The organism is Bacteroides sp. AF39-11AC, assembly GCF_003474285.1.
GTDB lineage: Bacteria > Bacteroidota > Bacteroidia > Bacteroidales > Bacteroidaceae > Bacteroides.
This window is the reverse complement of the sequence record NZ_QROH01000006.1, coordinates 102,915-124,693: the sequence shown is the minus strand read 5'-3', so window position 1 is coordinate 124,693 and position 21,779 is coordinate 102,915. Positions and strand designations below refer to the sequence as shown.

General features: G+C 43.6%; 12 protein-coding genes and 1 pseudogene. 9 read left to right on the top strand and 4 right to left on the bottom strand.

Going from position 1 to position 21,779, the window contains the following annotated elements:
- Nucleotides 1-64 precede the first annotated feature (64 nt).
- Complete coding sequence (locus DW036_RS14240) at nucleotides 65-3,958, bottom strand: hypothetical protein (protein WP_187374615.1); 3,894 nt, start codon at nucleotides 3,956-3,958, stop codon at nucleotides 65-67.
- A 170-nt stretch (nucleotides 3,959-4,128) separates the two neighbouring features.
- Between DW036_RS14240 and DW036_RS14235 the strand changes: the two are divergent.
- The 9 genes and pseudogenes from DW036_RS14235 to DW036_RS14195 all read left to right on the top strand — a co-directional run.
- Nucleotides 4,129-5,577: pseudogene (locus tag DW036_RS14235) on the top strand (family 43 glycosylhydrolase); the annotation flags it as partial.
- A gap of 54 nt (nucleotides 5,578-5,631) precedes the next feature.
- A complete protein-coding gene (locus DW036_RS14230; RefSeq protein ID WP_118464979.1) occupies nucleotides 5,632-5,940 on the top strand; it encodes a discoidin domain-containing protein in 309 nt (102 codons plus the stop codon).
- Between the two features lie 113 nt (nucleotides 5,941-6,053).
- The gene (locus DW036_RS14225; RefSeq protein ID WP_118464978.1) at nucleotides 6,054-8,357 is read left to right on the top strand and encodes a glycoside hydrolase N-terminal domain-containing protein; all 2,304 of its coding nucleotides are present in this window, start codon (nucleotides 6,054-6,056) and stop codon (nucleotides 8,355-8,357) included.
- 12 nt (nucleotides 8,358-8,369) lie between these two features.
- Nucleotides 8,370-9,755: a glycosyl hydrolase family 28 protein gene (locus DW036_RS14220; protein ID WP_118464977.1), complete on the top strand. Its 1,386-nt coding sequence runs from the start codon at nucleotides 8,370-8,372 to the stop codon at nucleotides 9,753-9,755.
- A gap of 93 nt (nucleotides 9,756-9,848) precedes the next feature.
- Nucleotides 9,849-11,291, top strand: coding sequence for a TlpA family protein disulfide reductase (locus DW036_RS14215; protein WP_118464976.1), 1,443 nt, complete (start codon nucleotides 9,849-9,851; stop codon nucleotides 11,289-11,291).
- Between the two features lie 155 nt (nucleotides 11,292-11,446).
- Complete coding sequence (locus tag DW036_RS14210; protein ID WP_118464975.1) at nucleotides 11,447-13,090, top strand: hypothetical protein; 1,644 nt, start codon at nucleotides 11,447-11,449, stop codon at nucleotides 13,088-13,090.
- A 61-nt stretch (nucleotides 13,091-13,151) separates the two neighbouring features.
- The gene (locus DW036_RS14205) at nucleotides 13,152-15,095 is read left to right on the top strand and encodes a glycoside hydrolase family 97 protein (protein WP_118464974.1); all 1,944 of its coding nucleotides are present in this window, start codon (nucleotides 13,152-13,154) and stop codon (nucleotides 15,093-15,095) included.
- 145 nt (nucleotides 15,096-15,240) lie between these two features.
- Nucleotides 15,241-16,890: a glycoside hydrolase 43 family protein gene (locus tag DW036_RS14200; RefSeq protein WP_118464973.1), complete on the top strand. Its 1,650-nt coding sequence runs from the start codon at nucleotides 15,241-15,243 to the stop codon at nucleotides 16,888-16,890.
- Between the two features lie 13 nt (nucleotides 16,891-16,903).
- Nucleotides 16,904-18,127, top strand: a complete 1,224-nt coding sequence (locus DW036_RS14195) for a glycoside hydrolase family 88 protein (RefSeq protein WP_118464972.1) — start codon at nucleotides 16,904-16,906, stop codon at nucleotides 18,125-18,127.
- Nucleotides 18,128-18,145: 18 nt separating this feature from the next.
- Here the strand turns inward: DW036_RS14195 and DW036_RS14190 are convergent, their stop codons facing one another.
- From DW036_RS14190 to queC, 3 genes are all read right to left on the bottom strand, one after another.
- Nucleotides 18,146-20,470 (bottom strand): HAMP domain-containing sensor histidine kinase, encoded by a 2,325-nt coding sequence (locus tag DW036_RS14190; protein WP_118464971.1) that lies wholly within the window; start codon nucleotides 20,468-20,470, stop codon nucleotides 18,146-18,148.
- A 183-nt stretch (nucleotides 20,471-20,653) separates the two neighbouring features.
- A complete protein-coding gene (gene queF, locus DW036_RS14185; RefSeq protein WP_118465231.1) occupies nucleotides 20,654-21,109 on the bottom strand; it encodes a preQ(1) synthase in 456 nt (151 codons plus the stop codon).
- 11 nt (nucleotides 21,110-21,120) lie between these two features.
- On the bottom strand, nucleotides 21,121-21,777 hold the full coding sequence (gene queC, locus DW036_RS14180) for a 7-cyano-7-deazaguanine synthase QueC (protein ID WP_118464970.1): 657 nt from the start codon (nucleotides 21,775-21,777) through the stop codon (nucleotides 21,121-21,123).
- Nucleotides 21,778-21,779: the final 2 nt, after the last annotated feature.

The following is a 21,779-nucleotide window of genomic DNA, read 5'->3' as shown; positions in this document are numbered from 1 at the left end:
CCCGTTTTTACAATCCTTTTCATCTTATGAATACGGAGCTCGTGATGAACTCCGTATTCTTTTTTTAATCACATACTGTATGTTCTTCACGCAGCAGCACACCTTCTTTCCATTCTTCCATCTTTACGGTAGGTGCACCTCCCTCCTCTTCCATTCCTGCAAAATAGAACCGTTGTTCCCTGCCATCCTTCAGTATTACAATCAGTTCATCTGCCGAAGGAGCAAATACAGACTGTACGCTATTCTCTTTTTCAAAAGGCTCTATGACAGTCAGGTAACGAACCTGAGCAGCGTCCATGCGCACTCCGAAAGTAATGCGCCTTTCAGCCTCATCACCCAGAGGATAATCTCCACCGATAACTGTTTTCAGACGGACGGCCTGAAGCCCATCCAAATCAAAAGTATATTGAGCAGGAGTTTCAAAACCTGCATTCATTGGTTCGGCAGGAAGCCCCCAACTGTAGTTCTCTCCACTGATATTGATGCGGCCATCGGCATAATCCCGAGTATTCCCAAAAGGATTCTCCTGCACGTTATCCTTGACAACCGGAAGATCGGCAAGGCGAATTTGTTTACCGTCTTTCGTTTCCAGAATGGCTTCTGCCCAGAACAGAGTTTTAGAACGGTTGGCATGTTGAGTGGCGGAGGACAGAGTTAGTTTCCGGATACCCGTAATATCAACATCCACCTTTCCTTCGCCCAGAATCCAGGCACCGAAACTGCCTTCGGCAAGTAGTTTACCATCTCCCTCTACCGTGTACTTCAGGTTGCGCTGCGTTCCGTGATCCTCGGGAGCACGTCCGGTGTAAGCAATCCGTTGGGTATTGGGCCAGGCATTATAAATATCCATGTAGAGATAGCCCGGCTCACCATACATACGCGTGCCCCGGTTATCAGCTTCGGGGCCGAATTTAGTCAGGAAGCTGGCTTTCAGAGTTCCGGTTACGAAATATTGATTGATATCAGTCACTAACGGTGCGGCACTCAGGGCATCGGTATCCAATTGTGCCTGATGGGAAATGAACTCTTTCTTATCGGCAGACAATCCTAACAAGCCTTTTATCTGGAAAAGAAGATCGAAGCGGTGTTGCTTGTTCCCGGTACTTTTGTCATAATCTGCAAGAACCACATAATCGTCCGTCACAACCATCAGTCTGCGTTGGAAAATAGGTTCGGTAAATCCTGTCAGCACTCCGAAGCCGGGATGCTTTTCGGGTGTGGGGAAATAACGGGCTTCCCACTCTGTTTTTTCTTTGAAATCCCTCGGTCCACGCATACTGTGCCGCAGTCCACCATAAGCGGGATAACTCCATGCTGCTGTTCCCTCTACACAACCGGCCTGAAATAAATCACCCGTATGGAACAGGCTACGCTTACTATCATCGGCTTCCTGCTGTTTCAGATCAACGGTAACCATATTTTTGGAGATACTGCTCTGTACATAGAAATTATACATATAGGGAGCATAGCTGTACCACACCATCTCCGGATTGTAGAAACTACGCCCGTAACGCATCAGTGAAAGCATGGCAGTACGGTCGAAATGTCCGTGATAGCCACCGTGTGTTCCGTACTTCAAAACGGCCTGTATCTTTTCGCGCGGCTCCTTCTGGGTGGAACGCAACATCAACGCTCCCGCATTGTCAGCATAAGTTCCCCGGACATCTCCCGACTCTACCTCGGGCAACTCGGGTACTCCATAAATCAAATCATTCCGTTTGGGAGACATCCGTATAAAAGCGGCATAGCGCGGATCACGGAAAGCATAGTATGCCATCTCGAAACTATCACCACCCACTTCGCGTTCGGTGGCGTCATTGATTCCGAATATCCAGCCCCGGTAATCGAGGAAAGGCAGAAGAGCATCCGACATCATTTTGATAGTGACATAAGGCTGGTGGATAGGACCGCGAATACGAAAACTGTGTCCATGATGAAGATTACGGCTGTCTTCACGCTCATTGGCCCCGACTTTCTCATACTCGGGGGTAAGATTATAATCAACGGGAAACTTTTCCGTCAGCAGGGAATATCCGAAAGGATTCAATGCTAACCCTATTTGTATATATTCGCTCGCTACCCAAAGGTTATAACTGACTGTACACTCGTACCACCATCCATCGGGCATTGTATAAGTACGGAACTTATCCAGCAGGCAGGAAGGCGCATAAAGCACTTCATCCACCAAGTTGAAATCCTGCATGACCAAAGCACAGAAGAAGACTCCCGTCAGTTGGGAAACCGCCCAGTTGGCTCCGCCCGTTGATTTATAACGCAGATATTGGTCGATGTAAAGCCGGAAGGTGTGTTCTATCTGAGCTTTTTCCTGTGCGTTCAGGATGTTGGCATCCATAATCAGATCATAAGCCTGCGCCAGATGCTGAAAGAAGTGCCCTTCCTGTACACTTGCCTGGTTGGAAGCTTTTCGGGTTAACGGAAAGCCGGTCTGATAATCGCTGATCATCAGCAGGAATTGCTTTACCTTATGGGCAAATTCCGTTTTACGTGTCAACTGCCATGCGATGGCATTATTCATCAGACCGTGCTCATGAGTGGTTGCACATAAATAAGGAATACCGTCGCTGTTAGCAGCATAAAGAGGACGCAAGGGCACTCCCCAACGTTCTGCATCCTGCACATAACGTTTTTTGCTCTCCATAGCCCAGTCATATTTTTCCGCTTTTGCGCGAACTTCTTCCCATCCTTCCGTCGTATGGATTGTAAACGGATGCGGCATACTACGCAAAGTGGTAAACGTTGATGTCTGCACAGCAGCAGGATTGGCAGCAGGCAAAATCTGTAGTACCTGTTTTTCACGGCCTCCGGCGGGAATACCCGGCGGTACCACCACCTGTAATTCCACTTTCCGTTTCTCACCCGGTGCCAACTCTATTTGTGCCGGTTCTACTGTAACCGGAAAAGCTTCCCAACCATATTTAGGAATGGAAAAAGAAACTGTTTGTGATTTTGATTCACAATTAGTAATCCATACCGGATAAATAACTGTTTCTCCAGCTTCTCCCGATTTGGAATAAGAGTCGGCTGTTACCTTCACCGAGTTTCCTTCTACCAGACGGGTAGAAAGTAATTTCACTTTACCGCCATGCTTTCCAGCAAGACGAACAGCAATGGATTTGATCCGCCGTATAGTGCTCTGTGAGGCTTTCGGAGTATCAAAGACAGAGAAAGGTACGAATAATCTGCCGTCGCCATTCTTTTGTTTTTGCAAGGTTAACCGGACTTTGCGGGTATCAAACGGATTGTCCTTTTTTTCCGGTTTTCCGAGCTTCAAGGCATTGCTTGAAACAAGTATTTCAACGGGTATATCGTCTGTGCCGGATAACTTCAGATTAAGTTCAAGACCATAATAAGACATCAGATCGATCACGGAATTGTCAGTATATGGATGTCGGGGGCCATCAGGCTCCGTATAGATAAAAGTTCCGTCGGAGGTACAAGTCCAATCGTTTGTAACCCCTTGCCAATTCTGTTTATCAGCAAATAAACCGGTCTTCAGCTTTTGGCGGACAATGGCAACTGCATAAATCTCGCCTATAGATGCCGACTGATCATATGCTTCAAAGCGGACAAGTGCAGAAGTCCCATTCTTCAACGCTTCCGCCGGAATGGGATATACCACTTCAAATAGTCCATGCCGGTTACGGTTGAGCCCTTCGGTATACAAGAGGGTATCATTGACAGATATATTAAATAAGAAATTCTCCCCTTTTCCGGGTTTATTCTCGCCGGAATACTGCACAACCAGCAACTGCGGAACGGTATCCGCTTTCATCCGGTAAATGAAAGCCTTTCCTTTTCCACTGGCTTGAACAGGGTAGTTCGATGTATAAACTACGTCTACAATATACGGTACATATCTTTCGGGCAATGTACTTTGGGCAGCTACATATAAAACAATCAAGCTATACGCCACTATCAATAATATCTTTTTCATCATAGTATTTATCATGGATGGTTTCAATATAGTACGAATCAAGTAAACATATCACTCATTTTACATTTACAATTATGATATCAGGAACAGAATGAGTGTTATTTATCTTTAGTTCGTATTTACATAAAAGGAAGCGTACAAGTAATTCCAGATAAAAAGGTAATATAAATATCATGAAACAACTTTTATTCTTTATTTTTCTGGCCCTGATGGTATCCCGGATGGATGCACAGGAATATCCGAAAGCAATCTTACCGGGCGATTATCCCGACCCCTCCATCATGCGCGACGGGGAGGATTATTACATGACTCATTCACCTTTCTATTATGCACCGGGATTCCTGATCTGGCACTCCCAGGATTTGATGAACTGGGAACCTGTATGTCGGGTAATGCCGGAATACGAGGGCTCTGCCATGGCTCCCGATCTGTTGAAATATAAAGGGAAATACTACATTTATTATCCCGCAGGAGGTACCAACTGGGTAATCTGGGCCAATGACATCAAAGGTCCGTGGAGCAAACCGATCGACCTAAAAGTACGTGGCATAGATCCGGGGCACATTGCCGATGAGAACGGAAACCGCTACTTATATGTGAACGAAGGAGAAGTAATTCAGTTGACAAACGACGGACTGGGCACCATCGGAGAAAAGAAACAGGTATATGAGGGTTGGATATATCCCAAAGAATGGGATACGGAATGCATGTGTCTGGAATCGCCCAAACTGAATTACCGAGACGGCTACTATTACATGACTTCCGCCCAGGGAGGAACAGCAGGTCCGGCAACCAGCCACATGGTGGTTTCCGCCCGTTCGAAGAATATCACAGGACCATGGGAAAATTCTCCTTATAATCCGGTGGTACATACTTACAGTGCAACGGATAACTGGTGGTCGAAGGGACACGGTACACTGATTGACGATGTAAACGGCAACTGGTGGATTGTATATCATGCGTATGCAAAAGGGTATCACACTCTGGGACGTTCCACGCTTATCGAACCGATTGAATGGACACAGGATGGCTGGTATCGCACCAAGTCGACAGCTACCCCGATCACTCCCAAACAGAAAATCAAACATGGTTTAGAATTATCTGATGATTTCAATGGGCCGGATCTCGGACTGCAATGGACATTCTGGAAAGAATATGCTCCCCAATCCCTGACATTCGAACAACAAACACTGTGGATGAATGCCAAAGGAAAAACTCCCGCCAATGCCCGCCTTCTGCTGGCTACCGTTGAAGACAAGAATTATGAAACAGAGGTGGAGATAAACACAGGAAATGGAAATACAGCCGGTCTGATTCTCTATTACAATGAAAAAGCTTACGCCGGAATCACCTCTGACGGAAAAAGCTTTACCATCCATCAAAATGCAGAGAAGAGCTTCGGACTTCCCAACAAGATAGGCAAACGCTTCTTTGCCAAAATTCAAAATCAGGGAAACATCATGCGGGTTATGGTCAGCAAAGACGGTAAAGAATGGAACACTTTAGCCGAGAATATAGATGTCTCCCAACTGCATCATAACAATTATAAAGGCTTCTATGCGTTGCGCATCGGATTGCTTTCCGCCGGCAAAGGAAATGCGGGATTCAGGCAATTCCACTATGCAATAGTACCGAAGTGATAAAAAAAATATGTCCGTACAAAACAAGAAAAGAGCATACAAACTTTTGAACGAAATAATCCGACTTTTGCAAGCAGTTACCACGAAGGACAAGCAGTGGGATTGGCTGCGGATGGCAATCTGGTAACCTTTTGGCAAGATGCTGAAAAAGATACGGCTCCTTACTGGATACTGGATACAGAAAAAAGCCTAACTTTGCATGAAATCCAGATTGTTTTTCCTTCGTCTGCCGTATATTGCTATACTGTAGATATTTCAGATGACAAACAACAATGGCTTACCGTATCAGACAAACAGAATACAACCAAAAGCGTACAGCAAGTCTTGTTATCTTTTAAGAAATAATCAGTAAATGCACGTTTTGTACGTATCCGCTTCTCTGAGAAATCGCCTGCTGCCATTTCCGAGGTCATTGTGAAAGGAATTGTACGCGAATAAAAATAATAAAGTAATATTTCATGATACAGAACAAGTTATTTTCTTTTATAGGCTTTCCAATCCTTTTTATATGGATTGTGTTTACTTTGATTTCTTGCACTAAAACGCAACCGGTAACCCTGAAGTTGTGGTACGCACACCCTGCTACAAACTGGATGACATCTGCTTTGCCCATCGGTAATGGAGAATTGGGAGCCATGTTCTTCGGTGGTGTGGCACACGAGCAAATACAGTTCAATGAAAAGACATTATGGACAGGGAGCACTACTGAACGTGGTGCCTACCAAAGCTTTGGTGACCTATATATTGATTTCAAGAATCAGGACAGCATAGCAACAGAGTATCGTCGCGAACTCTCATTGGATGATGCCATCGGTACAGTCAGTTATCAGCAGAATGGTGTGCAATATCTCCGGGAATATTTCGTCAGCTATCCAGACAAAGCGATAGTTATGCGCCTGAGTACTCCTGGAAGTAAAGGGAAGCTCAATCTTACAGTTAGCCTAAGTGATGCACGCCCCGGAACTCACTTGAAAGTAGATAAAAGCTCCATTTTTTTACATGGAAATTTAGACTTACTTTCCTACGAAGCACAACTGAAAGTACTTAATGAAGGAGGAACTTTAATCTCCGATTCAGATAAACTGAGCGTCGAAGAAGCTGATGCAGTCACACTTCTATTGGTTGCAGCCACGAATTTCGATCTTTCTTCTGCTACTTACGTAACTGAAACAGCAGAACAATTGCACAGTCGGCTGACCAATAGCTTGCAGCAGGCCACTACTAAAAATTACGAAGAGTTAAAAGCCGCACATCTCAATGACTATCGTCCACTCTTTAGCCGGGTACAACTGGACTTGAATGCAGAACTACCCACTATTCCTACCGATGAACTGGTACGCTCACATAAAGAATCTCTCTATCTGGATATGCTCTACTTCCAGTATGGACGTTATCTGATGTTATCTTCTTCACGTGGAATGAATTTGCCTAATAATCTGCAAGGTATTTGGAACAGCAATAATACTCCGCCTTGGCAATGTGATATTCACAGTAACATCAATATACAAATGAATTACTGGTCGGCTGAGAATTGTAATCTTACAGAGTGTCACCAACCCTTCCTTCAATACATTGCTACTGAAGCTCAACGTCCGGATGGCAGTTGGCAACAACTGGCACGCAGTGAAGGACTCAGAGGTTGGACTATCAAAACCCAAAGTAATATATTCGGATATACAGACTGGAACATCAACCGACCGGCCAATGCCTGGTATTGCATGCATCTGTGGCAACATTATGCCTATACATTGGATATGGATTATTTGAGCACTATCGCCTTTCCTGTAATGCGCAGCGCATGCGAGTACTGGTTCGACCGATTGATACCGATAGCTGACGGTACTCTTGTTGCTCCGAACGAATGGTCTCCTGAACAAGGCCCCTGGGAAGATGGCGTTGCATATGCACAGCAACTTATCTGGCAACTTTTCAGTGAAACAACGGAGGCTGTGCAGGCTTTGCAGGAAGCAAAAATTCCGATAGATGAGGATTTTGTCATTGAACTGACGTCTAAATTCAATCAATTGGACAATGGTGTTACAATAGGTCCCTGGGGACAAATTCGTGAATGGAAAGAAGATAAACAACAACTTGATACCTTAGGCAATCAACACCGACACTTATCTCAGTTGATCGCCCTTTATCCAGGAAATCAAATATCCAATCTGCAAAACATGGAATATGTCGATGCAGCCAAGAAGACATTAGAATCGCGTGGAGATTTAGGGACAGGATGGAGCCGTGCTTGGAAAATAGCTTTCTGGGCACGTTTACTGGATGGAGATCATGCCTATCGCCTACTCAAATCAGCACTCAGTCTTTCAACTATGACTGTTATTAGTATGGATAATGATAAAGGAGGAGTTTATGAAAACTTGCTTGATTCTCACCCACCTTTCCAAATAGATGGTAATTTTGGTGCCACTGCGGGTATTACTGAGATGTTGTTGCAAAGCCATCAGGGATTTATACAGTTACTACCGGCATTGCCTACAGCATGGAAATCGGGCTACGTAAAAGGATTGCGTGCAGAAGGCAATTTTACCTTTACTTTTGAATGGGAGAAAGCAAGACTTACAACCTGCTCCATACAGTCCGGAGCAGGAAGCATCTGCCGTATTTATTCTCCGAGCTCCCGAATTGAAGCAGTGAAAAGTATAGATGGAAGTACAGTGAAAGTAACTACAGACGATGAAAATATGTACTCTTTTCCTACAGAGAAAGGTGTAACTTATACTCTTTCACTACAGAAAAACATATAAAACAATAATCCTATGAAACTGATTACAACTATTTTATCAGTCCTTTTCAGCTTATCTATACAGGCACAGTTAGTGACTTATCCCGGCACACTGAGTACCGGGATGCCGCACAATGATGACTATACCGTACGCGTGCGCATCCCTGGTGGTGAGTGGAAAGATTTGTTCGAATATAACGTACAGGTAGATATGGACAAAGTGCAGGATGCTTCCATGGTGCAATTTGATATGGGAAGTCCTGTAGAAGTAATGGTGAAGAAGAACAATGGCACTGTGCGCGAAGTAGCCATACGCCCTTTGAGTAAAGGTATTGAATACAAACAGATACAAAACACCATTCTTTTCACTCTGGAAAAGCCACAATATCTCTCCATTGAGTTTAATGGTGACCGACTGCACAACCTGCATCTTTTTGCCAACCCGATAGAGACTGAAAAGTATGAAAAAGAAACTAAAGGAGTAATGTATTTCGGTCCGGGCACACACCGTCCCAAAGACTTACCAAACAATCAGATGCGGATACCAAGTAATACAACCGTGTATCTGGCCCCCGGAGCTGTGGTCAAGGCAAAACTCGTGGTAGACAAAGCCGAGAATGTCCGCATCATCGGACGGGGAATCATAGACCACGCTGTACGGGGCATTGAAATCACAGATTCCCAAAATATATGTATAGATGGCATTACAGTAGTGAATCCGGACCATTATACCGTATTCGGAGGTGGTTCCACAGGAATTACGATTAAAAATCTGAAGTCCTTCAGTTGTAAAGGATGGAGTGACGGTATAGATATGATGTGCTGCCGCCAGGTACTTATTGACAATGTCTTTATGCGCAATTCGGACGATTGCATTGCTTTGTACAATCACCGCTGGAACTGGTGGGGAGGTTCATCTGATATCACCGTGCAGAATTCTATTCTTTGGGCAGATGTGGCACATCCCATCAATGTAGGCGGTCATGGCGATCCGGACTCACCGACAGGAGAAGTGATAGAGAATCTGACTTTCTGTAACATCGACATTCTGGAACATGATGAGGATGATCCTATTTATCAAGGTTGCATGACAGTGGATTGTGGTGATAAAAATCAGGTTCGCAATATTCTCTTCGAAGACATCCGGGTAGAGAATATTCAGGAAGGACGACTGTTTTATGTAAAAGTACGTTTCAACGAAAAATATGATAAACAGCCGGGAAGCGGTATTGAAGGCATTACTTTCAGGAATATTACATATACAGGCATAGGAGAAAATCCATCGTTGATTCAAGGACTGGACAAAGAACGAACCGTGCAAAACGTGACGTTTGAAAATGTAGTAATCAATGGAGAACGGATGAAGGACTTGAAAGGAATAGTAACCAATGATTTTATAAAAGGCATCAAGATAAAATAAGCAATCATCGAGAAATAACAGAAAATAATTGTCCCAGTGTAACCTTATTACTATTTTAGCGTCTCAGATTATGAACCAAATGAAAAACAAATAATGGAATTTATCAACTCTTTATGCCTTGGCGGCATAGCAACCAGTATGCTCCTGAGCGGATGTACCCAGAAGAGTATTACTTTAGAAGGTAAAGTAACGAATACATCCGGCGCTCCCATTGTATATAACATCACTACAGATGGCATTTACTTACCGAACAATATTGATACTTTACGCTTAAATGCCGACAGCACGTATCAGATTACCTTACCTGTAAACGGGAGTGAAAAGCTGACTCTTTTTCTATATGGTAAGCGAAACTTAGGTAGTATCTATCTTGCTCCGGGAAAACAGACGCTTGATATCGATGCTTCCAAACCGAATGAACTAAACCCGGTTGACGGCTTGACGAAAGAAAATGAAATACTCAAGAAGTTGGCTGATCTGAATGAAGACGTATTTAATCTGCGTGCACGCCGGGGAGATATCTTTAACGTCAGTAAGGACACGGTTGCCTCATCCGTATATCAAAAGCTGACAGACTACGCCACTACATTAGAAAAAGAAGTGGCAGGAGTGGACGATCAGCTCAGGCAGAGAGCCATACAAGATATACGTATACAGGCTTTAATGGCATATATGAATCAGTATTTCGGTAACTACCGGAGAGGTTCCGAAACGGTCAAGAAGGAATGGGACGATGCTTACGCCCGGATGTTGGATTTTGCAAACGTCGGTCAGGCTGAAAGCGTATTCTCTCCTGCATTTGCAGATGTCGTATCGAATATGGCAGGCATAGATCTTTTCATGAAACATGAAAGGCGCACGAATGATGACAATGAACGCAATCAGCTTTTATTCGATTGGTATAAAGCAAATCTGCAAGGCCGGGTACAAGAGGTGGCAATGGGACTTCTCATTCTGGAAGATGAAAGCCGTGAGTATTTTGCAACCGGCATTCCTGCATTGTATGAGGGATTCAAGACATTATATCCCCAAAGCGTGCTAATGCCGAAATTAAAAACAGCGATGCAGAAGAACAAAGCGTTCAATGAAGCCGAACTTCCGAAAGACATTCATATATTGAATACGGACAGTGTACGCACCTTTAAGGAAATTACTGACTTATACCCGGATAAAGTGATCTTTATCGACGTATGGGCTACTTGGTGCGGTCCTTGCCGTGCTTCGTTTGCACACGTCAAGCCTTTGCAGAAATATGCTGCTGAAAATGATATCGTATTATTGTATGTTTCCATCGATACTCCCCAAAAAGCTGAACTCTGGAAAAAGATGGCAGGACACTATAACTTAAAAGGAGAACACGTCATCATCAACGAAGCCTTCAAAATGGAAATTTATGAGAAGTTCGGACAGAATGGTATGCTGTCAATTCCGCATTATGCCATTGTCAATAAAGAAGGGGTACTACAATTCCCATCGGCAGCCAGCCCGGAAGATATGGATAAGTTAACGGAACAACTGAAAGAAGCCTCTAAATAAAAGATTATTAACGAATACTAAGGCTCACCGAAATATAACAAAAACAGGCTGATTCCACAAATCTTATAAGATTTGTGGAATCATTGTTTTAAATCCCTTATTTTTGAGTGAAGCTTATTCCTCGTTCGTATTAATACTGTAAAAAACAAAAAAACATGAATAGATATAGACTGCTTTTTTCGATCATCCTCTTGCTGTTCTTCTCTCCCTGTTTGCGGGCAGGGGAATGGCAATGGTCTGTGACCCTTGACGGATTCGTCTCTAATGAAACGAACCGGAATCCTACGGCTTTCTTGTGGATACCCGCTGACTGTATACAGGTAAAAGCAATTATTGTAGGACAACACAATATGAGCGAAGAAACTCTTTTTGATAATCCCCTTTTCCGCGAAAAGATGCAGAAGCTGGGAATCGGCTTTGTATGGATAACTCCCGGTATTGATCAGCAATGGGATGTATCGAAAGGCACACAACAGATATTTGAGAAAATGATGGTCGACCTGGCAGAAGTCAGCGGATATAGCGAACTGAAGAATGTCCCCATCGTTCCCATAGGCCACTCGGCTATGGCTACCTATCCCTGGAATTTTGCAGCATGGAATCCGGAACGTACCTTGGCTATCATTTCCCTGCATGGCGATGCTCCGCGTACGAATCTTACCGGCTACGGGCGTGAGAACCTGGAATGGGGACGTACCCGTAATATAGATGGAATACCCGGACTGATGATTGAAGGAGAATATGAATGGTGGGAAGCCCGGGTAAATCCGGCACTGGCCTTCCGCATGATGTATCCTGAAAGTTGCATCTCATTTCTGTGTGACGCAGGACGGGGACATTTCGATGTGGCAGATGAAACAGCCGCATACATTGCTCTATTTCTGGAAAAAGCTATCAATCAACGACTGACGGATGAAGTAACGAAAGACGGTAAAGTAAAACTGAATCCGGTAAACCCAACCAAAGGCTGGCTGGCAGAACGCTGGCATCCCGATCAGAAGAAGCGAGTCAAAGCCGCCCCCTATTCACAATATAAAGGTGATCCTCATAATGCTTTCTGGTATTTTGACCGTGAAATAGCGGAAGCGAGCGAAGCACGGTATACACAAAGCCGCGGAAAGAAAGAACAGTATCTGGGTTTTGAGCAAAACGGCAGTTTACTGACATACGACAAGAAGCAGCATGTACGTGTACAGCCCCGCTTCAATCCGGAAGCCGATGGAATCACTTTCCACCTGAAAGCCGTATGTACGGATTCCCTGAGAACCAGACTATCTGATGAGCATGCAGATGCAACACCGATAATCAGTCGCATCTGTGGACCAGTAGAAAAGGTAAATGACACCACATTCATGGTATCTTTCTATCGGATGGGTATGAATAATCCGCGCCGTACCGGTGATATATGTCTGTTGGCAAGCCAGACAGGAGATCGGAAGTATAAAAGTGCTGTTCAGGAAGTCAGTATCCGCATCCCCTACCGGAATACGGAAGGACAAAGGCAGTATATATTATTTCCAGGATTACCCGATGTGAAAGCGGAAAGCGGTTCTTTATCTTTAAAAGCCACAAGTGATTATGGACTGCCCGTCTCTTACTACATCAAAGAAGGTCCGGCTGAAATAGAAGGAGACCAAATTGTATTCACTCCTATCCCACCCCGCAGTAAATTTCCGGTAAAAGTAACGGTAGTTGCCTGGCAATACGGTATTGCAGGCAAAGTACAGACGGCTGAACCGGTGGAACGTAGTTTCTATATTTCACAAACTATCTCAAACATTATATCCCTAAAAAGATAGAATACATTGAGTATCCTCATATCCCAAATCGTATTTATATAAAAACAATAAATACGAAGATATGAAGACTATCGACTCAGCAATTATTATGTTAGCTCTCACTTCTTCCCTCTTTGCAGACAATGGCAAGGAACTGAAGCTGACATCTCCTGACGGGACACATGAAATAGCATTTTACCAGAAGCAGGTTTCACCCGCGGTAAACGAACTTTGTTATCGGGTAGATTACAAATCACAACCTGTAGTCAATGAATCACGTGCCGGGCTGGAACTGGACAACCGGATATGGGAAATGGCTCTGGGAGCACGAAACCTAAAACAGCCTGCCTGCTGGATGGACAATCTGGAAGTGGACTCTGTGACTTACCAACCCGAAACTGACATCACCTGGCAGCCGCTTTACGGTGAACGTAGCAGTGTACGCGATCATTACCGGGCCGGCGCCCTTTATCTCTCCAAGAAAGATAACTCCGGCTACCGACTCAACATTGAGGTGCGTGCCTATAATGAAGGAGTAGCTTTCCGCTATTTCTTCCCGGAACACCCAAAGGCTATCTTTCATAAAGTAGTAGGTGATCTCACAGAATACGCCTTACCGGCAGGTACAAAAGCATGGACCGAACAATGGGCACAGGCTTTCTTTGAATACCTGAACATTGATGATATCAAACATCCGGTAGAACGTGCCCTTACGCTGGAACTCCCGAATGGTAAATGGGCTGCACTCGCAGATGCTGATGTAGACGACTGGTGTCTGACCAAATACCTTGCCTCCACAGACAAGAAGAATACACTGACTTCTGTAATGTATAGCCCTGTGGATGTAGTGACTTATTATGCCACTCCCTGGAAGATAGTCATGGCAGCCGACAAACCGGGTGAATTGCTGGAACACAATGATATCATCCAGAATCTGAATCCACCGTGTGAAATTGCCGATGCCACCGCATGGGTAAAACCAGGCAAGATTATGCGCGAAACAACTATCACAACCGAAGGAGCTATTGCAACCATCGACTTCTGTGCAGCACATAATATCCCGTATATGCTTTTCGACTGGCAATGGTATATACCCTGTACTTCACATGACGGGGATGCCACAAAAGTGGTTGCCAAACTGGATATGCCCCGTGTTATAGCTTATGGTAAGGAAAAAGGAGTTGGTATCTGGGTGTACGTAAACCAGCATGCACTCATGAAGCAAATGCGTGAACTTTTCCCATTGCTCCGCGAATGGGGAATTGTCGGAGTGAAATCCGGTTTCGTACAATACGCCAGCCATCGCTGGGCAACTTGGATGCACGACATGGTTCGCTTGGCGGCAGAGAATCATCTGCTGATGAATATCCATGATGAATATCGCCCTTCAGGCTTCAGCCGTACTTATCCGAATTTATTAACTCAGGAAGGCATTTGTGGAAACGAAGAATTTCCCGATGCAACTCATAATGTCACGCTCCCCTTCACTCGTATGATAAACGGTGCAGCCGACTATACGATCTGTTATTTCGACAAACGGCTGAAAACGACTCATGCTCACCAACTGGCAGCATCGCTCGTGTTCTGCAGCCCTCTGCAAACTATATTCTGGTATGACAAACCATCGTTCTATCATGGAGAACCGGAAATAGAATGGTTTGAGAACTTGCAAACCGTGTTTGACGATACGAAAGTATTGGATGGCGCTCCCGGCAAAAACATAACAATGGCACGCCGGAAAGGTCAGGAATGGTTTGTTGCAGCAATGACCAACAATGAAGGTTCTGAAGAAGAAATACCTCTCACGTTCCTCGATAAAGAAAAGAATTACCTCGCCTGCATCTATACGGATGGGGGAGAAAAGATAAAAACAAGTACACAGGTAAAATGTACTTATCTGCTTGTCAATGCTTCACAAACCATGAAGTTCCAGCTGAAACCCAGTGGTGGAGCTGCCATAAGACTGGTACCTATAGACAGGCAGGAAATGAAGAAGTATAAAAAGTACAAAGGAGAAAGATTATAAAATATGATATTCCATTGAGTGAATAAACAGATTCGCTCGTATTAATAGGCAAATAACACATTAAGATTATTTTCAGTAGATAAAGGTAAGAATTTGTTTAGGTAAAATCTTTGTTTTCAGGATATTTTAAAAGGTAAATAAAAAGATGAAAAAGATATTTCTGCTTACTACATTGCTATGCGTTGCCTGTTGGCAGGCGGAAGCCCAATATGTATCCAAAGCCTGGGTATCTGACCAGAAGGATGGCACATACATCAATCCGGTGCTGCATGCCGATTATTCCGATCCGGATGTCTGCGCGGCAGGTGAAGATTTTTATATGACGGCTTCCAGCTTCGGATGTGCTCCCGGTTTGCCCATTCTCCATTCCAAAGATCTGGTTAACTGGAAATACGCAGGCTATGCGCTGAAACAAATAGAACCCATCGAGTTCTTCAATGCTCCCCAGCATGGAAAAGGTGTTTGGGCACCATCCATCCGCCACCATAATGGAGAGTTTTATATCTATTGGGGAGATCCGGATCATGGCATCTTCATGGTAAAGACCAAAGATCCGACCGGAGAATGGGAGAAACCGATATTGGTAAAAGCCGGTCGTGGCATGATAGACCCTGCTCCACTATGGGATGAAGATGGAAAAGTATATCTGGTACACGCATGGGCAGGAAGTCGTGCCGCACTGAACAGTGTTATCACAATCTGTGAGATGAATGCAGAAGGAACAAAAGTGATAAGTGATCCGGTACTGGTCTTTGATGGTAATGATGGAATCAATCATACAATTGAAGGTCCCAAGCTCTATAAGCGGAATGGCTACTACTATATTTTTGCCCCGGCAGGCGGAGTAGCAACCGGATGGCAGTTAGTATTGCGTTCGCGGAATATATACGGTCCTTATGAGAAGAAGATTGTCATGGCACAAGGTTCTACCGACATCAACGGTCCCCACCAAGGCGCATGGGTTGATACGCAGACAGGGGAATCCTGGTTCGTTCACTTTCAGGATAAAGCCATGTATGGGCGTGTCGTTCACCTGAACCCGATGAAGTGGGTAAACGACTGGCCTGTAATTGGAGAAGATAAGGACGACGATGGTTGTGGAGAACCCGTAACCCGTTATAAAAAGCCCAATGTAGGCAAGGATTACCCGGTAGAAACACCTGCGGACAGTGACGAGTTCAATACTCGTCAGTTAGGACTACAATGGGAATGGCATGCCAATTATCAGGATACATTCGGATATACTTCCGACCTGGGATTCATCCGTATTTACGGACATATTCTCTCCGAAAACTTTGTGAATTTCTGGGAAGTGCCGAACCTTTTATTGCAGAAATTCATGGCAGAAGAGTTCACAGCAACTACCAAACTAAAAGTTTCCGCCAAAATGGACAGACAGCAATCCGGATTGATTGTAATGGGCTGGGACTATTGTTACCTCGGAGTAGAGAAAGAGGGCGATAAGTTTATATTAAAACAAGTGACTTGCAAGGATGCAGAGCAAAAGACACCCGAAACAGTCACTCGCCTGGCAGAATTACCTGCCAGCAGAAAGTACGAAGCAGGTTTGTTTCCCAACTACGAAAGAGACATCTATCTACGCGTAAAAGTGGAGAAAGGTGGTATCTGCCACTTCTATTACAGCCTGGATGGTAAGAAATATAAAGTTATAGGCATACCTTTCACAGCCCGTCAGGGAAAATGGATAGGTGCCAAAGTAGGATTATTCAGTACCACTCCTTATGGTAAGGAACGGGGATGGGTAGATGCCGACTGGTTTCACATAGATAAATAAAAAGACTGATTATATGAAAACAAAAGAACTACTGTTCGGTGCATGCCTGTGCATGCTTACAGCTTGCAACATGCCCGAGAAAGGAATGAATGTGGATGTATATGAGGCGCTGGATTACTGTGACGCCCAGGTACAACGCACTTTAACAGAGCTAAAAGCAGCAGAAGGTACTATCGACTACTCGATGATGCCCCGTAACATCATGGACAGCCTCAACACCTGGCATTGCCGAAAAGCAACAAAGGATGAATGGTGCAGTGGCTTCTGGCCGGGAATTTTATGGTATGATTACGAGTATACCGGCAAAGCAGCCATAAAGGAAGAAGCAGAGAAATTCACCGAACCGTTAAAGTTCCTGTCACAGATTCCGGCATACGACCATGACTTGGGCTTCCTGATCTTTTGCAGCTATGGCAACGGGTATCGACTGACGCATAATCCGGAATACAAACAGGTGATTCTGAACACAGCTGATTCACTGGCAACCCTGTTCAGACCTCGTGTAGGCACCATACTTTCATGGCCACGCAATATAGATATGTTCAGTGGACACAATACTATCATGGATAATATGATAAACTTGGAAATGCTTTTCTGGGCTGCCAAGAACGGAGGGAACCCATATCTGGCAGATATAGCTGTATCACACGCTGATAAAACTATGAAATATCAGTTCCGTCCCGACTACACCTCCTATCATGTAGCTGTCTATGATACTTTGACGGGCGACTTCATAAAAGGAGTTACGCACCAGGGATATGCAGACAATACCATGTGGGCACGCGGACAGGCGTGGGCGATTTATGGATATACAGTAGTTTACCGGGAAACGCTAGATCCGCGGTATCTGGATTTCGTGCAGAAAGTGACAGATGTATATCTGGAAAGATTGCCGGAAGACTATGTGCCATATTGGGATTTTGATGATCCCAGCATTCCAAATGCTCCACGTGATGCTTCTGCTGCATGCGTGACAGCTTCTGCCCTGCTGGAATTATCCACCTACCTGCCAGACAAAAAAGGAAATGAATATAAGAATGCCGCCATAAAAATGCTGAAAAGTCTAAGCTCCGACCAGTATCAATGCGGCAAAAACAAACCGGCATTCCTTCTTCACTCCACCGGACACTTGCCGAATAATTCGGAAATAGATGCCGCCATCATTTATGCAGATTATTATTATATCGAAGCCTTAGTTAGATTGAAGAACTTAATTGAGAATAAAGCTGTCATATAAGAACAACGCTTTCCCCTCTTACTGTTTTGGTTTGAGGGGAAGCGTAAACCAAAACGTAGAACCTTCTCCCAATTTAGAATTCACTCCGATTTCTCCTCCCATATTCTGAATAATGAGTTGGCAGATAGGTAAACCTAAACCGGTACCCTGCTTAAAGCTATCCAACTTGATAAAACGTTCGAATATAAGATGGAGTTTATCTTCCGGAATACCAGTTCCCGTATCAGTTACATAATAATAGATGTCTTTCTCACGTACTTCATAACCATAGCGGATACTACCGGTTGATGTAAATTTACAGGCATTAGTCAGGAAGTTCAAAACCAATTGCTGAAGTCTGTTTTTCTCAGAATAAACAATGTAATCATCCGGCATTCCCGGCTCAAATATCAGATCAACTCCACTCTGCAAACGTGACCCTACAACTCCTCTCAGAGTTACCAATACCCCATTTAATCCAAATTCCGAGTAATATAAATCAAGAACTCCGGCCTCTATCTTAGATAAGTCCAGAACATCATTGATCAGTTGCAACAAGATACCATTATTTTTCTCTATGATGCTGACATACTCCTTCTTCTCTTCTTCGTCTTCAGTCATTGTCAATATGCTGGAGAAACCAATAATAGCATTCAACGGAGTACGAATCTCATGACTGATATTAGCAAGAAATGCGGATTTAAGACGATTAGATTCTTCCGCACGCTCCTTAGCAGCAATCAGTTCACGCTCTGCCGCTTTACGCTCCGTAATAAACAATGATGACCCCACCACGATCAAAGGGTTTCCTCTTTCATCATATTGTTCCACAAAGGCACGGGCTTCCATCCAGTCTTCCGAATCGTTGGGCTTATCCGGACGATGAACGCGGTATTCTTCTTTAATTTTATCAACTCTATTGGCACGTACATCCTTAAAAACTTGCCGGATGCGCTCTCTATCTTCCTCGCAAACAAAGGTTAGATAGTTGTTGATATCAGTCGTATAGGTCATTTCCGAAACTTCTTTTTTACCCTGTTCTATCGGTTTGTAAGAACTATATGTTATTTCATCCGTCCGTAAATCCCATTGCCAAGGTAGCAAATCAACAACCTCTAATGCCATAGCCATTTTAGAGTGAGTGAAACGCTGATTTTGCTCTACCAACTGAAGTCGTTCCAGAATCTTATTCCGGCGAAGTTGGAAAAAGAGAACAACTAACAATAAAACAATGCTGCCTACTACCAAAGCAGACTGGTACTTTTCAAGGAAGGTAGGAGGAGCATTTAAATAAACCGTTCCCAGAGGACAGTTTTTAGGGGATAAGCCAAAATCCACCATGTAAGGATAGTTAAAAAGAACCATGGACTTCGGATTATAATATGGGATATCCCGCGCTTGCTTGCCGTCAGCTACAGCATTAATCATCTTAACTATTTCCTCACAGTACAGGTTCATATCATATACACACCCACCAATGATAGTCCCATCCTCCTCAATACTTGAAATAGAAGAAGATAATGCGAAAAACGGGCAAGGCAATATAGAGTTGGCAATCACTTTGTAAGAGTTTGCCATCATAAGCATATTACCCGCAAACATACGTTTGTGGAACCATGAAGCAAATAGAATACCAGTTTCTTCCGGAACCACCCTCCGCAATGTATCCAGCAACTGATCCGGACTCCAGGTACCGGCTGACAGAAACTTATAATCAAGATCAGAATATTCTGTCTTAATCAGTTCAGTGAGTTGCTGGTCATAATCAATATCACGGTCAGTCTGGTCACCTATTAACAGTAAACTCTTCATCTTCGGGATCATACGGCGCATCAACCGGACACTTTCAGGAATAAAAGCACGCGCAGCCAAAAAAGTCATATTATACTCATTGTGCAAATCTTCCAAGTAGATACGATCTTTATATGGAACTATCTGATTGTATATATAGGTAGAATCCGGTCCTATATATCTACTTTCAGCACATACTATCAAAGGTATATCTCCCCAGTATTTACGTATATCATCGCGTAATATCAAAGGAGCATTTCCCAACATCAATACCGCTTTAGGTGAATTATGACCATAAGTAGAAAAAAGATTTTCTTTATATTGATCCAATATTTCAGGTGTTTCTATAGTCAAAATATTCATATATTCTACTTTCATACTTATATCTTTCCGATCATACTCTTTTTGCATGATGTGTGAAATGATAGTCTGACTCCATGGGGCACCCGATACATAACTGCTGATAATCAGCAAATCAGTACCAGAATTCTCTTTCTTATCATCGGCAGACGCCAGAGTAGAAAAAGATAAGAGGAAAATAAGTAAAAAATATCCTATATGTAGTATTTTCATGATTGCACAATTAGTCTTTTAGACTAACAAGTCAAGAACCGCTTTTGTTCAAGAATGGCAATTTTGTCCTGTGGAAATCAATATAATACCAGAAAAATATTTATACTTGCATTCAATAACAATCATAAAAAAATAATTCAATAAACAGTAATGGGAGTGTTTCTTGTCACCCCCATTGCTGTTTTATTCTCTATTCATCAACCGATGCTCCGCCATGCCTTCATACTTTGTATCCGGACGCCCGTAATTAGCATAAGGATAAATGGAAATACCACCGCGTGGAGTAAAAACGCCTGTAACTTCAATATATTTAGGATTCATCAGGCGAATCAAGTCTTTCATTATAATATTCACACAATCTTCGTGGAAAGCACCATGATTGCGAAAACTGAAAAGGTACAGTTTCAGGCTCTTGCTTTCCACCATCTTTATATCAGGAATATAACTGATACGGATTTCTGCAAAGTCCGGTTGCCCGGTTATAGGACACAGGCTGGTGAATTCCGGACAATTAAAACGTACCCAGTAATCATTCTCGGGATGCTTATTATCAAAAGCTTCCAGCACTTCAGGAGCATAATCCTGCTTATATTCTGTTTTTCTTCCCAAAAGGGACAGTTGGTCTTTTAATTCACTCATAATATAAAGTTTTAGCATTTACGACTTAAATACTTCTCTAATCCTTCACGGCGTAACTTACATGCCGGACAATGCCCGCAACCATCCCCGGGAATACCATTATAACAAGTCAGGGTTTTATTGCGTATCAAGTCAAGTACTCCCAATTTATCTGCCAATGCCCAGGTTTCAGCTTTATCGATCCACATCAGCGGAGTATGAATTACAAACTGTTCATCCATAGCCAGGTTCAAGGTCACATTGAGCGATTTGATAAAGGCATCCCGGCAATCGGGATATCCACTGAAGTCTGTTTGTGACACTCCCGTCACAATATGATTGATGCCATGTTCACGAGCATACACGGCAGCAATACTTAAGAAGAATAAATTGCGCCCCGGTACAAACGTATTAGGAAAACTATCCGTCGGCTTTTCCTGATCCATTACCATGGTAGTGTCCGTCAAGGAATTATGTCCCAACTTACCGATGAACGATACATCCATTACTTCAAACTTCACATCGGCATCACGAGCTATTTCCCGTGCCAGTTCCACCTCCTTCTCATGTTTCTGTCCGTACAAAAAACTCAGGGCAACCACTTTTCTGAATTTACGTTTTGCCCAAAACAGACAAGTGGTAGAATCTTGTCCACCACTAAAAACGACTAATGCAACTTCTTTATTCACGC